A 12703-nucleotide genomic window follows, 5' to 3' on the forward strand; every position below is an offset into this window, starting at 1 on the left:
GGTGTGTCTCCGTGGTTGTGGTGAAGCATCCGGGCAGGCTGGGCATCAGCCCGTGGCGGCGCGCGCCTTGTCGCGCTGGCGGCGCAACCAGGTGATGGCGCGTCCGCCCAGCGGGCGCTGCAGCTGGGTCTCGGCGAAGTCGATGGCGTCGAGCAGGCCGTCCAGGCGGATGCCGGTGGCGAAGCCGCTGCGTTCGGCCATCAGCACCAGGTCTTCGGTGGCCACGTTGCCAGCGGCGCCGGGGGCGAACGGGCAGCCGCCGATGCCGCCCACGCTGGCGTCGAAGCGCCGTATGCCGGCCTCCAGCGCGGCCCAGGCGTTGGCCACGCCCATGCCTCGCGTGTCGTGGAAGTGCACCGCCAGCTGGTCGCGGGGCACGGCCTGCGCGATGGCGGCCAGGCGCTGCTTGACCATGCCGGGCGAGGCCGAGCCGATGGTGTCGGCGATGACCACCTCACCCGCGCCCGCGCCGTGCATGCGCAGCGCCAGCGTCACCACGGTGTCCAGCGCGGTCTCGCCCTCGAATGGGCAATCAAAGGCCACGGCCACGTAGGCGCGGGTGCGCAGGCCCAGGGCCTGCGCCGCCCGCAGCGTTTGTTCGCTGACCTCGGTGGCCTGCCGCAGGCCCATGTTGATGTTCTTCTGGTTCATGGTTTCGGTGGCCGAGAGCACCACCGCGATCTCGCGCGCGCCGGCCGCGTGGGCGCGCTCCAGGCCCTTGAGGTTGGGCACCAGCACCGAGGTGCGCAACGCGGGCAGCCGGGAGGCGATCAGCGGCACCAGCTCGGCGGCGTCGGCCATCTGCGGCACCGCCTTGGGCGACACGAAACTGGTGGCCTCCACGCTTTGCACGCCGGCCGCGGCCAGCAGCTGGATCAGCCGCAGCTTGGCGGCGGTGTCCACCGCGACCTGCTGGTTCTGCAGGCCGTCGCGGGGGGAGACGTCGGTGATGTGTATCTGTTCCATGCGGGGCTCCGGCCTTCAGGCGATGGCGCCTTCGGCCTGCAGGCGGGCCAGCCGCTCGGCGCCATAACCGACCAGGCCGGCCAGCACCTGCTGCGTGTGTTCGCCCAGGCCGGGGGGCGCCGTGAAGGCGCGGGCCTGCGCGCCCGACAGCTTCATCGGGTTGCCCGGCATCTGCACGGTTTCACCGGTCTTGAGCCGCACGTCCACCACCATGTCGCGGGCGCGCACCTGGCGGTCGTCCAGCGCCTGCTGGAAGTTGTTGACCGGGCCACAGGGAATGCGGGCCTTCTGCAGTTCCGCCTGCCAGTGGGCGGTGGGCTGGGTCCTGAACTTCTCGGTGATCAGGGCATCGATGCGCGGTTTGGACGCCAGTCGCGCGGGCTGCTTCTTGAACGCGGGGTCCATGAGCTCGGGGATGCCGGCGAACTCGGCAAAACGTTCAAAGAAGGGATCGCCGATACAGGCCAGGATGATGTGCCCGTCGGCCGTGGGGTAGCTGTTGTAGGGCACGTGCACGAAGTGGCTGTTGCCTATGCCTTCGGGCACGTGGCCCGACATCAGGTACATGGTGGCCATGTAGTTGAGCATGGAGACCTGCGCGTCCAGCATGGACACGTCCACGTGCTGGCCCAGGCCGGTGCGTTCGCGTTCGGCGATGGCCGCCAGCACGCCCATGGTGCCGAAGATGCCGCCGCCGAGATCGCCAATCGGGATGCCGCTGCGTGTGGGGCCGGTCTCGGGCGTGCCGGTGATGGACATGCCCCCGCCCATGGCCTGTACCACCTGGTCGAAGGCGGGGCGCTGGGTCTCCGGGCCGGTTTCGCCGAAGCCGGTGACCGAGCAGGTGATGATGCGCGGGTTGACCCGGGACAGCGTGGCGTGGTCTATGCCCAGGCGCTTGGGTACGCCGACGCTGAAGTTGTCGTAGACCACGTCGGCGTGGCGCACGAGGTCGAGGAAGACCGCCCGTCCGGCTTCGCTCTTGAGGTCGATGCACACGCTCTGCTTGTTGCGGTTGAGCGTGAGGTAGTAGGCCCCCATGCCGTGGCGCGAATAGTCGGGGTCGTGTTCCAGCAGGCGGCGTGTGCCCTCGCCGGTGCCGGGCGGCTCGACCTTGATGGTGCGCGCGCCCAGGTCGGCCAGCATCATGGTGCCGTAGGGGCCGGAGAGCATGTGGGTGAGGTCGAGAACGGTGATGTGTTCGAGGGCCATGGTCTTGCGTGTCGGTGGAGGGCGTCGGGTCAGGGCAGGGCGGCCTGCAGTTGCGCCAGCGTCATCACGTCGGCGTACTTGGCGTTGAGGTCGAAGAGGTTGGCCTCGTGGGGCTGCGGGTGGCGGTCGCCGCAAGCGTCGGCGACCACCACCGGAATGAAGCCGTGCTGCAGCGCGTCGACACCGCTGGCGCGCACGCAGCCGCTGGTGCTCATGCCGGCCAGCAGCACGCAGTCCACGCCCTGCGCGCGCAGCGTGCTGGCCAGCGAGGTGCCGAAGAAGGCACTGGCGTACTGCTTGGTGACCACCGGCTCGCCGGTGCCGGGCGCCAGGGCGGGCACCACCTCGCCGAGGGGGTTGCCGGCGCAGAAGACCTGGAGCGCGGGCACCTTGCGGAAGAAGATCCCGCCGTCCAGGCCGTCGGCGCGGTACTCGACCCGGGTGTGGCAGATCAGCAGACCGCGTGCCCGTGCCCACCGCAGCAGCGCCTCGGCCAGGGCGATGACCTCCGGCCGGTTGGCGAACAGCGGCGAGCCGGGCACGAAGTAGGCCTGCGCGAAATCGATCATCACCAGTGCCTGGCAGTTGCCGAAGCCGAGACGCTGGCCGAAGGCGCCGTGGCCATAGTTGGTTTGCAGGGATTCAGGGCTGGACATGGGGACGGCCTCCGAGCAGGGTGTGTTTGGCGGCGTGGATGTGGCTGCCCATGACACAGCGCGCCCAGGCGCCGTCGTGGGCGCGGAAGGCCTCGATCAGCTCCCGGTGGTGGCCGAAGCTGCGCGCCAGCTGGGCACCGGTGTAGCGGCGGAAGGTCTGCTGGACGATGGGGACCTCGATCGCGTTGGACAACATGGCGACCAGGCGCTCGTTCTGGCTGGCCTGGGCGATGAGGCCGTGGAACTCGCGGTTCAGCGGGCCGATGCGGGCGGTGTTGGTGGCATCGGTGTCGGCGCCGTGCGACTCGATGCCGTCCTGCAGCCGCTCCAGCGTGGCGATGTCGGCGGCGCCGATGCGCTCGGCGGCCAGGCCGGCGATCTCGCTTTCGATCAGCGCCCGCAGGTCGAAGATCTCGCGCACCTGACCCGCCGTCCATTCGCGCACCACGGTGCCGCTGTTGGGCTTGAACAGCGCAAAACCGTCGGCCACCAGCTGGCGCATGGCTTCGCGCACCGGTGTGCGCGAGGCGTTGAACTCGGCCGCGACATGCTGTTCGGTGATGCGGGCGCCGGGCGCGTAATGCCCGTCAATGATCTGTGCCTTGATGGCGGCGTAGATGCGGGAGGCAACGGTTTCCATCGACGATTTTCCAGGCCTTGATGGGTTTGATTGTATACATCAATACCAAAATAAGGGTAGAAATGCCCATGTTTTGGCCATTATCGAGTTTTAATGTCGACAATCGTGTTCCGATAAGGGTACGGAAAACCAATGCCCACGGTGGCGCGGGGCGCCGCCGGTTCAGGCGGGCGTGCCGGGGCGTGCTCGCGCGGTGCGCGCCTTGGCGGGCCTGCGCGGTGGTGCGTCGCCCCGCGCGAACATGGTCACGATGGCGGTCCTGAGCCACCGGTGCGCGGGCTCGGCGTCGCGGCGCTGGTGCCAGATGACACCCAGCGGCCGGATCGGCATCGGGATGGGTGGCTCCACCGAGACCAGCGAGCTGGCGTAGGGGCTCAGGTCCATCAACGAGGTGGGCAGCACGCCGATGCAGTCCGACTGGTCGATGACGGCGAGCGCCTGCGAATAGTGGTTGAGCGTCAGCACCAGGTTGCGCCGCAGGCCGTGGCCGGACAGCAGGTTGTCGTAAAGCGGTGTGTACATCCCCGGCAGGCGCACGTCGACGTGCCGGGCGTTGAGGAATTTCTGCAGCGTCAGGCGGCCCTTGGCCAGCTTGTGGTCCTTGCGCATCAGGCACGAGGAGTGGATCTGCCACAGCTCGTGGGTCCGGATGCCGCTGGCCTGGCTGGTGTCGTTGAGGTAGGCCCCGATGGCGAAGTCCACCCCCTCCTTGTCGAACATGGTCGGCAGGTTGGACACGCTGTACTGGACCAGGTCCAGGCGCAGGTGCGGGGCCTTCTGGCTCAGGAAGGCCGAGAGCCGCGGCATCACGCGTTCCACCGTGTAGTCGGACATTGCCACCGTCAATGATCCACTGTAGGTCAGGGGGTCGAAGGTGTCTGGCGAGACCGCCGTGCGCAGCGCGTCGAAGTGGGGCTGGATGACCGACCACATCTCCCTGGCCCGGGCCGTCGGGCGCACGCCGAACTGGGTCTTCTCGAACAGCGCATCGCCCAGCGACTGCCTCAGGCGGCTCAACGCGTTGCTGACCGCCGGCTGGGTGAGCGCCAGGCGGTCGGCCGCCCGGGTCACATTGCCTTCGGCCATGAGGGCGGCGAACACCCGCAGCAGGTTGAGGTCCAGCGTCCTGAAGTTGTCTTTCATGGGCGAGCCTGGCAAAGGTCGGTGGAAGAGGCCCAGTGTAGCGGGATCATTGATTTTGGTGATGAGACGATTCCATCAATCCATTAGACAAGGCCGGGCGCAGCCGCGACAGTGGCGTCCAGGCAGCAGGTCCGGGTGCGGTGCCCGGACGGTCAGCCCAGTTGGGGAACAAAAGTGTCAGTTCTGATTTTGCGTGGCGCCCGGGTGCTCGATATCGACCAGGGCGAACTCAGCGACCAGCGCGACGTGCTGGTCGAGGACGGCCGCATCCGCCGCATCAGCCGCGACCGCCTGGAGGCCGCCGGCGCCGAGGTGATCGACGTCGGCGGGCGCACCCTGATGCCCGGCCTGATCGACCTGCACGTGCACGTGACCGCGGTTCGCATGGACTTGGGCAGCCAGGTGCGCATGCCCAATGTGTTCGTGCTGCTGCGCTCGGTGCCCATCCTCGAAGGCATGCTGATGCGTGGCTTTACCTCGGTGCGCGATGCCGGTGGCGCGGAACGCGCCCTGGCCGAAGCGGTGGCCGACGGCCTGGCCAAGGGGCCGCGCCTGTTCGTGAGTGGCCGCGCCTTGTCGCAGACCGGCGGCCATGGGGACTTCCGGCCGCGCAGCGATCACCTGCCCATCGTCGACTCCTGCGCCTGCAGCTTCCGCATCGGCGCCATCGCCCGCGTGGTCGACGGCGTGGACGCGGTGCGCAAGGCGGTGCGCGAAGAGTTGCAGATGGGGGCCCACCAGATCAAGGTCATGGCCAGCGGCGGCGTGGCCTCGCCCGCCGATCCCATCGATGCCTATGGCTACTCCACCGACGAACTCAAGGCCATCGTGGCAGAGGCCGAGGGACGGCAGACCTATGTGATGGCCCACGCCTACACGCCCAAGGCCATCATCCGCGCGGTGGAATGTGGCATCCGCACCATCGAACACGGCAACCTGGTCGACGACGAGGCCGCCGCCGTGATGGCGCGCCACGGTGCCTTCGCGGTGCCCACCCTGGTCACCTACCGCGCGCTGGTCGAGCAGGGCCCCGCGCTGGGTCTGCCGCCCGACAGCGTGGCCAAGGCCCACGGTGTGCTGGACAGGGGCGTCAAGTCGCTGGAGATCCTGCAGAAGGCCGGCGTCAAAATCGGCTTTGGCAGCGACCTGCTGGGCGACACCCACTCGCGGCAGAGCGAGGAGTTCCTCATCCGCGCCGCCGTGCAGACGCCGCAGCAGGTGCTGGCCAGCGCCACCACCATCGCCGCCCAGGTGCTGCAGATGGAGGGCCAGCTCGGTGTCGTGCGCGAAGGCGCCATCGCCGACCTGCTGGTGGTCGAAGGCAACCCCCTGGACTCGGTGGAGTGCCTGGCACGGCCCGTGCAATCGCTCAAGCTCATCGTCAAGGACGGACAGGTGGTCAAACGCCAAGACCTCTGATTGCCGCCTGTTTTCTTTCAACTTCTCAAGGAAATCGCCATGTCCGCATTGAACCGCCGCCAACTGTTGGTCGCTGGAGCCACCAGTTCCCTGCTCGCCCACTGGCCCGCCCAGGCACAAACCACCGGCAGCTTCCGCATCGGTGCGCTCAACCCCATCACCGGCGCTGGCGCCAACTACGGCGGCGGCATGCAGAAGTCCATCCTGTTCGCGGCCGACGCCGTGAACGCGGCCGGTGGCGCCGCTGGCCGCAAGCTGGAGGTGTTCGCCGAGGACGACCAGACCACGCCCAACGCGGCGGTGCTGGCGGCCAAGAAGCTGATCGAGGTGAACAAGGTGCAGGCCATCCTGGGCACCTGGGCCTCGGGTGTGTCCCTGGCGGTGATGCCATTGACCAACGACGCCAACGCCATCCTCATGCACACGTCCGGCGCGGTGAGCCTGGCCGACGCGAAGACCAACGCCAAGCAGCTCGGCTTCCGCTACCAGGGCAGCTCCAAGCACCTGAGCAAGGCCTTCGTCAAGGCGGCGCAGAAGGAGGGCTTCAAGCGCCCGGCCGTGCTGGCGCTCAACAACCCGGCCACGGCGCCCCACGCCGAGGGTTTCCGCCGCGAATGGACGGCGGCCGGCGGCAGCCTGTCGGACTTCGTGCTCTACGAGCCCAACCGCACCAGCTACCGCTCCGAACTGCAGCAGGTGCTGCGTTCCCGGCCCGATGGCATCATCCTGTCCGGCTACGCGCCCGACGGCGTGATCATCATCCGCGACTGGTTCCAGACCGGCACCAAGATGAAGTGGGTGATGCCGGGTTTCGCGGCCAACACGCAGTTCATGAGCGCCCTGGGCCAGGAGGCCATCGAGGGCATCGTGGTGGTCGAGTCTGTGGTCAACGAAGGCGCCGCCGCCTACAAGCAGTTCGCCACCCAGTACGAAGCGGCGATGGGCAAGCCGGCGGCCAGCAACGTCTACGCCGCCATGTGTTTCGACATGGTCAACGTGCTGGCGCTCGCGGTGGAGGCCGCCGGCCCCAACGCCGACACCGCCACCATCGCCAAGAAGATCCACGAGGTCACCACCGGCGCCGGCCAGGCCGTGGGTTCCTTTGCCGAAGGCAAGGCCTTGCTCAAGCAGGGCAAGAAGATCAACTACGAAGGGGCGTCCTCGTCGATCGACTTCGACAACGAGAACGACGTCGATCCCACCTTCGCGGGTTTCATCATCAAGGCGGGCGTCTGGCAGAAGGCCTACCTCGTGAACCGCTGAAAAGGGATGGCCATGCAACTGGGTCTAGCCGATATCGCCAACCTGGCCTTGAACGGCATCGCTGAAGGGCTGCTGATCGCGCTGCCGGCGCTGGCCGTGACCCTGGTCTTCGGTGTGGCGCGTTTCCCCAATGCCGCCACGGGCGACCTGGTGTCGGTCGGTGGCTTTGGCGCCTTCGGGGCCTACAAGCTGTCGGGGGGCTCCTTCCTGGCCGCGGCACTGGGCGGCGTGGTCGCCGGCGTCGCGGTGGCCTGGATGTCCTGGCAACTGGTCTTCAAGCCGGTGGCCCGGCAAAGTGGCGTCACGCTGCTGCTGACCTCCATCGGCCTGGGCTTCCTGCTGCGCGCGTTGCTGGGTCTGGCGTTTGGCCACGAGCACAACATGTTCGAGATGCCCATGATGCGCGCCTGGACCTGGGGCGATGTCGCGCTCAATCCCATCGACGCGGTCGTCGGTGCCCTGTCGCTGCTGACCATGGCGGCGGTCTTTTTCCTGCTCTTCAAGACGCCGGCCGGGCGGGTGCTGCGCGCCATGGCCGACAACAACGACCTCGCCCGCGTGGTCGGCATCAACACGCGCCGCACCAACGCCCAGATGTGGGCCCTGGTCGGCGGGGTCTGTGGCATCGCCGGCCTGCTGGTGGGCATCAAGACCCTGGTGAGCCCCGAGGCCGGCGCCGAGCTGTTGCTGTCGGCCTTCGCGGCGGCGGTGGTCGGTGGCCTGGGCAACCCCCTGGGGGCCGTGGCCGGGGCGGTGCTGCTGGGGGCCTTCCAGGAGCTGTCCACGCCCTTCGTGGGCTTCACCTACAAGATCGCGCTGGCCTACGCCGTCATGCTGCTGGTGCTGCTGTGGCGCCCGCAAGGCCTGTTCAACCGCACCCAGGGAGTCCGCTGATGGAAGGCTATCTGCTCGCCATACTGATCACCACGCTGATCTATGTCCTGCTGGCGGTCGGTCTGGACTTCCAGTACGGTTTCACCGGCCTGATCAACTTCGGCTACGTCGGCTTTTTTGCCGTCGGGGCCTATGCCGCGGCCATCTGCAGCGTGCGGCTGCAGTGGCCACCCGCCGCCGGCTTTGCCCTGGCCATGGTGCTGCCCGCGCTGCTGGCCTGGCCGCTGGGGCGCATCGCGCTGCGGCTCAAGGACGACTACCTGGCCATCGTGACCCTGGGCTTCTCGGAGATCGTCCGGCTGGTGCTGATCAGCGAAAAAGAGCTGACCAACGGCGGCCAGGGCATTCCCGGCGTGCCGCGCCTGCTGGCGGTGTCGCCATCGAACTTTGTCAACGACCTGGCGCTGGCCGCGCTCATGGCCCTGGTCTGCGCGGGGGTGGTCTGGCTGCTGCGCCACGTCACCCGCAGCCCCTATGGCCGGCTGATCCAGGCCATCCGCGACGACGAAACCGCGCTGCTGGCGCTGGGCAAGAACCCGGCGCGCTTCAAGACCCAGGTGCTGATGCTGGGCGGCGCGGTCGGCGGCCTGGCCGGCGCTTTCTACGCCCACTACATCAGCCTGGTGACGCCCGATCAGTTCACGCCGGTCATCACCTTCTACGTGTGGATGGCCATCATCATGGGCGGCATCGGGCGTCTGCGCGGGGCTGTCGCCGGGGGCTTCCTGCTGGTGGCCTTCCTGGAGGGCTCGCGGGTCATCCGCGACGTCGTGCCGGGCATCTCGGAGGTCGCGATGTCCAGCGTGCGGCTGGCCGCGGTGGGCCTGGCCCTGATCCTGTTCATGCGTTTTGCGCCGCATGGCCTGTTCGGCCGCAAGCGTTGAGAGGGGGGAATCCATGAGCATCGAAGTACGCAATCTCACGCTGGCCTATGGCGAGTTCCGCGCGCTGGACGGCATGTCCGTCAGCATGCCGAGCAACAGCATCGTGGGACTGATCGGCCCCAACGGGGCGGGCAAGAGTTCGCTGTTCTCCGTCATCAGCGGCTTCATCCAGCCGCTGGAAGGCGAGGTCCGTTTCCTGGAGCAGAACCTGAGTGGCAAGGCCGCCTTCGAGCGCGCCCGCATGGGCATGTGCCGCACCTTCCAGGTGCCACGCGAATTCCGCCACCTGACGGTGCTGGAAAACATGATGGCGGCGCCGGGCGACCAGGCCGGCGAGTCCCTGTGGTCGCTGGTGTTCCGCCGCCGCCGGGTGGCGCAGGAGGAGCAGGCGCTGCGCGAGCGGGCCGAGAAATGGATGCGATTCCTGCGCCTGGACGCGGTGGCCGGCCAGCCCGCCGGGGCCCTGTCCGGTGGGCAGAAGAAGCTGCTGGAGCTGGGCCGCATCCTGATGCTGGAGCCGCGCTGTGTGCTGCTCGACGAGCCCTACGCGGGCGTCAACCCGGTGCTGATCGAGCAGATCTCGGAGCGGATCGCCGAGTTGCACGCGCAGGGCATCGGGTTTGTCATCGTCGAGCACAACCTGCACATGCTGGCCAAGCTGGCGTCCAGCCTGGTGGTGATGGACCGCGGCAAGCTGCTGGCCCAGGGCCGACCGGCCGAGGTCATGGCGGACGAGCGGGTCCGCGAAGCGTATATGGGAGCCTGACGTGACGGTATTGCATGTAGAGAACATCGGTGGCGGCTATTCGGAGGTGGACATCCTCAAAGGTGTCGAACTGCAGGTCTCGGCCGGCGAGATCGTCACCGTGGTGGGCACCAACGGTGCCGGCAAGTCCACCCTGATCAAGGCGGTGATGGGGCTGTTGCCGCGTCTGGCCGGGCGCATCCTGTGGGAAGGGCAGGACATCGCCCGCGCATCGACCGAGCGCCGGCTGACCATGGGCATCGGCTACGTGCCGCAGGTGGCCAACGTGTTCGCCAGCCTCACGGTGCACGACAACCTGCTGGTGGTGCAGGGTGTGCCGGAGGTCCGGCGGCGGGCGGCCGAGATGTTCGAGCTGTTTCCCGCGCTCCAGCCCATGGCGCAGCGCCGGGCCGGCGCACTGTCGGGCGGCGAGCGGCAGCAGCTGGCCTTTGCCATGGCCTTGATGTCGCGCCCCCGGCTGATCTGCCTGGACGAGCCGACGGCGGCGCTGTCGCCGGCCCTGGTCAAGACCGTGTTCGACCAGATCGTGCGCCTGCCCGAGCTGGGCTGTGCCGTGCTGATGGTGGAGCAGCGGGCCCGCGAAGCCCTGCAGATCAGCCAGCGCGGTTACATCATGGACCAGGGGCGGGTGGCGATGTCCGGGCCGGCGGCGGGCCTGCTCGACGACCCGCGCGCGGTGGAGCTGTACCTGGGGCACGAGGCATGAATCAACCGGTACCGGACACACGCCAGGGCCTGGAGCGCTTCGCCTGCGCCACCGAGGTGTGGCGGCGTGAAGGCCCGGGCGCGCTCTACCGCGAGGTCGAACGCGCCATGGACGAGCTCGTGGGCTACAAGCTGCTCACCATCCTGAAGCTGGAGGAAAGCCGGCTCCACCGCATGCACACCAACGACCTGGCCCGCTACCCGGTCGGCGGGCACAAGGACATCACCCACGACCGCTGGCTGACGGCCATGCTGCGCGATGGCGACCCCATCATCTCCGTTGATGAAGATGAGGTGCGGGCACGCTTCTTCGACCACGAGACGATTTTTGCCCTGGGCTGCGGATCGGCCATGAACATCCCCATCGTGGGACCGCGTGGCACCCTTGGCAGCCTCAACCTGCTGCACCAGGCGGGCTGGTTCACGCCCGAGCACGTGCTGGTGGCCAGGCCTTTCGCGCAACTGCTGGCGCTGGCCTGGTCCTGAGGCCCAAGGACTGAGGACCAAGGCGCGAGGCTCAGGGCTGGAGCTGCTGCTTCAGCACCCGGTGCAGGATCTTGCCCGTGGCGGTGCGGGGCATGTCGGCGTCGGCCATGAAGCGCACCGAGGTCGGGCACTTGAAGCCGGCCAGGCGCTGGCGGCACCAGTCGCGCAGTTCCTGGGCGGTGGCCGACTGCCCGGCGTGCAGCACCACCACGGCCAGCACCGCCTCGCCCCATTTGTCGTGGGGCACGCCGATCACCGCCACGTCTTTCACCTGGGGGTGGGCGCCCAGCACCCCCTCGACCTCCGAGGGGTAGATGTTCTCGCCGCCGCTGATGATCATGTTGCTCTTGCGGTCCACCAGCCAGATGTAGCCGTCGGCGTCGCGCCGCGCCATGTCGCCGACCGAGCACCATTCGCCGTCGAAGGCCTCGGCCGTTTTCTCCGGGTTGTTCCAGTAGCCATCGAACACGTAGGCGGTGCGCGAGAACAGCTCGCCCACCTCGCCGTCGGGCACTTCGTTGTGGTGTTCGTCCAGCAGGCGGATGGCGCCGCTGCCGGCCCATTCGCGCCCGACCGAGCCGAGCTTGACGATCTGCTCCTCGGGGCGCAGCAGGGTCACCCAGCCGGCCTCGGTCGATCCGTACAGCTCGTAGAGGCGACCATTGCGGAAGTGCTCGAGGATGGCCAGCTTGGTGTCCTTGCGGGCCGGTGCCGATGAGATCATGAGCTTGCCGACGGCGCTCACGTCGTGGCGCTGTTTCACCTCGTCGGGCAGCGCCAGCACCATGATGTAGTGGGTGGGCACCAGCGAGGTGAAGGTCACCTTGTCCTTCGCCAGCGTGGCCAGCAGGGCCTCGGGGTCGAAGCTGCGGCGGTCGTCGATGATGCAGGTCGCGCCCAGGTGGATGAAGGTGGTGCCGAAGTACAGCGAGTTGGCGTGACACAGGGGCATCACCAGCAAGGCCGTGTCGTCGCGGGTGAAGCCCATCTCCAGTGCCGTTGCCAGCGCGATCAGGGTGCTGCCACCATGGTTGCGGATGGCGCCCTTGGGGCGGCCCGTGGTGCCCGAGGTGTACATCAGCGCGCAGCGGTCCTCGGGGCGCACGCGTTCGAAGGGGTAAGCGGGGTCGCCCGACGCGATCAGCGCCTCAAAGGCCAGCCAGCCCGGGGCGGGGGGACCGTCCAGCACCACGCAGCGGCCGGGCGCCATCGGCAGGTCGGCGCGCAGCGCATCCACCGTGGCGCAGAAGTCGGACCCCGCGATCAGCGCGCTGACCTCGGCGTGGCCCAGGATGTAGGCGATTTCCGGGCCGGTGAGGCGGAAGTTCAGGGGCACGGCCACCAGGCCGGCGCGGGCCATGCCCACGTAGATTTCCATCCACTCCAGGCAGTTGTAGGCGATCACCGCCACGCGGTCCCCCGGGGCCAGGCCCAGGCCCCGCAGCCCGGCACCCAGCTTCGAGGCCCGTTCGTCCCATTCGGCAAAGCTCAGGGCGCGCCGCGAGTCGCGGGCGCCCAGCTTCCCGGGGGTCAGCCGGGCGTGGGTGGCGACGGCGTCGGCGATGGTGAGCAGGTGGCTCATGGCGGGTCTCCTGGTGGTGCGGATCGGGGTCCGGGTTCCGTTCGTCGGTCCGGTTTGGTTAATTCGAACTCTGAATTCAGAGTTCGA

At 68.4% G+C, this 12703-nt stretch carries 13 protein-coding genes; 7 read left to right on the forward strand and 6 right to left on the reverse strand.

All coding sequences use genetic code 11. From position 1 onward, the window contains the following. Positions 1-45: 45 nt before the first annotated feature. The 5 genes from AAHB17_RS00570 to AAHB17_RS00590 all read right to left on the reverse strand — a co-directional run bounded on the left by AAHB17_RS00570 (position 46) and on the right by AAHB17_RS00590 (position 4617). Positions 46-966: a hydroxymethylglutaryl-CoA lyase gene (locus tag AAHB17_RS00570; protein WP_342128460.1), complete on the reverse strand. Its 921-nt coding sequence runs from the start codon at positions 964-966 to the stop codon at positions 46-48. A gap of 15 nt (positions 967-981) precedes the next feature. Further along, positions 982-2178, reverse strand: coding sequence for a CaiB/BaiF CoA transferase family protein (locus AAHB17_RS00575; RefSeq protein ID WP_342128461.1), 1197 nt, complete (start codon positions 2176-2178; stop codon positions 982-984). Between the two features lie 29 nt (positions 2179-2207). Continuing rightward, positions 2208-2834 (reverse strand): isochorismatase family protein, encoded by a 627-nt coding sequence (locus tag AAHB17_RS00580; RefSeq protein ID WP_342128462.1) that lies wholly within the window; start codon positions 2832-2834, stop codon positions 2208-2210. Continuing rightward, on the reverse strand, positions 2821-3474 hold the full coding sequence (locus AAHB17_RS00585) for a GntR family transcriptional regulator (protein WP_342128463.1): 654 nt from the start codon (positions 3472-3474) through the stop codon (positions 2821-2823). Before AAHB17_RS00585 ends, AAHB17_RS00580 begins: the two co-directional genes overlap by 14 nt. Before the next feature lie 162 nt (positions 3475-3636). Then, entirely contained in the window at positions 3637-4617 is a 981-nt protein-coding gene (locus AAHB17_RS00590) for a LysR family transcriptional regulator (RefSeq protein WP_342128464.1), read from the reverse strand. A 174-nt stretch (positions 4618-4791) separates the two neighbouring features. Between AAHB17_RS00590 and AAHB17_RS00595 the strand changes: the two genes are divergently transcribed. From AAHB17_RS00595 to AAHB17_RS00625, 7 genes are read left to right on the forward strand one after another with little or no spacing between them, the layout of a single operon-like run. Continuing rightward, complete coding sequence (locus AAHB17_RS00595; protein ID WP_342128465.1) at positions 4792-6036, forward strand: metal-dependent hydrolase family protein; 1245 nt, start codon at positions 4792-4794, stop codon at positions 6034-6036. Between the two features lie 39 nt (positions 6037-6075). Then, on the forward strand, positions 6076-7299 hold the full coding sequence (locus AAHB17_RS00600; protein WP_342128466.1) for an ABC transporter substrate-binding protein: 1224 nt from the start codon (positions 6076-6078) through the stop codon (positions 7297-7299). A 12-nt stretch (positions 7300-7311) separates the two neighbouring features. Further along, a complete protein-coding gene (locus tag AAHB17_RS00605) occupies positions 7312-8193 on the forward strand; it encodes a branched-chain amino acid ABC transporter permease (RefSeq protein ID WP_342128467.1) in 882 nt (293 codons plus the stop codon). After that, positions 8193-9077 (forward strand): branched-chain amino acid ABC transporter permease, encoded by an 885-nt coding sequence (locus AAHB17_RS00610; protein ID WP_342128468.1) that lies wholly within the window; start codon positions 8193-8195, stop codon positions 9075-9077. The genes AAHB17_RS00605 and AAHB17_RS00610 overlap by 1 nt, the downstream gene beginning before the upstream one ends. A 13-nt stretch (positions 9078-9090) precedes the next feature. Beyond that, entirely contained in the window at positions 9091-9843 is a 753-nt protein-coding gene (locus AAHB17_RS00615; RefSeq protein ID WP_342128469.1) for an ABC transporter ATP-binding protein, read from the forward strand. A gap of 1 nt (position 9844) precedes the next feature. Further along, a complete protein-coding gene (locus AAHB17_RS00620; RefSeq protein WP_342128470.1) occupies positions 9845-10549 on the forward strand; it encodes an ABC transporter ATP-binding protein in 705 nt (234 codons plus the stop codon). Then, positions 10546-11034, forward strand: a complete 489-nt coding sequence (locus AAHB17_RS00625; protein WP_342128471.1) for a GAF domain-containing protein — start codon at positions 10546-10548, stop codon at positions 11032-11034. The genes AAHB17_RS00620 and AAHB17_RS00625 overlap by 4 nt, the downstream gene beginning before the upstream one ends. A 31-nt stretch (positions 11035-11065) precedes the next feature. Here the strand turns inward: AAHB17_RS00625 and AAHB17_RS00630 are convergent, their stop codons facing one another. Further along, the gene (locus tag AAHB17_RS00630) at positions 11066-12616 is read right to left on the reverse strand and encodes a class I adenylate-forming enzyme family protein (RefSeq protein WP_342128472.1); all 1551 of its coding nucleotides are present in this window, start codon (positions 12614-12616) and stop codon (positions 11066-11068) included. Positions 12617-12703: the final 87 nt, after the last annotated feature.

The organism is Hydrogenophaga sp. OTU3427 (genome assembly GCF_038440225.1).
Classification (GTDB): Bacteria; Pseudomonadota; Gammaproteobacteria; order Burkholderiales; family Burkholderiaceae_C; genus Hydrogenophaga.

What these genes read in the sequence shown, in the direction of transcription:
- AAHB17_RS00605 (WP_342128467.1), top strand. Translation starts at nt 7,312, where the DNA reads ATGCAACTGGGTCTAGCCGATATCGCCAACCTGGCCTTGAACGGCATC.
- AAHB17_RS00570 (WP_342128460.1), bottom strand. Translation starts at nt 966, where the DNA reads ATGGAACAGATACACATCACCGACGTCTCCCCCCGCGACGGCCTGCAG.
- AAHB17_RS00600 (WP_342128466.1), top strand. Translation starts at nt 6,076, where the DNA reads ATGTCCGCATTGAACCGCCGCCAACTGTTGGTCGCTGGAGCCACCAGT.
- AAHB17_RS00630 (WP_342128472.1), bottom strand. Translation starts at nt 12,616, where the DNA reads ATGAGCCACCTGCTCACCATCGCCGACGCCGTCGCCACCCACGCCCGG.
- AAHB17_RS00615 (WP_342128469.1), top strand. Translation starts at nt 9,091, where the DNA reads ATGAGCATCGAAGTACGCAATCTCACGCTGGCCTATGGCGAGTTCCGC.
- AAHB17_RS00575 (WP_342128461.1), bottom strand. Translation starts at nt 2,178, where the DNA reads ATGGCCCTCGAACACATCACCGTTCTCGACCTCACCCACATGCTCTCC.
- AAHB17_RS00610 (WP_342128468.1), top strand. Translation starts at nt 8,193, where the DNA reads ATGGAAGGCTATCTGCTCGCCATACTGATCACCACGCTGATCTATGTC.
- AAHB17_RS00585 (WP_342128463.1), bottom strand. Translation starts at nt 3,474, where the DNA reads ATGGAAACCGTTGCCTCCCGCATCTACGCCGCCATCAAGGCACAGATC.
- AAHB17_RS00625 (WP_342128471.1), top strand. Translation starts at nt 10,546, where the DNA reads ATGAATCAACCGGTACCGGACACACGCCAGGGCCTGGAGCGCTTCGCC.
- AAHB17_RS00590 (WP_342128464.1), bottom strand. Translation starts at nt 4,617, where the DNA reads ATGAAAGACAACTTCAGGACGCTGGACCTCAACCTGCTGCGGGTGTTC.
- AAHB17_RS00580 (WP_342128462.1), bottom strand. Translation starts at nt 2,834, where the DNA reads ATGTCCAGCCCTGAATCCCTGCAAACCAACTATGGCCACGGCGCCTTC.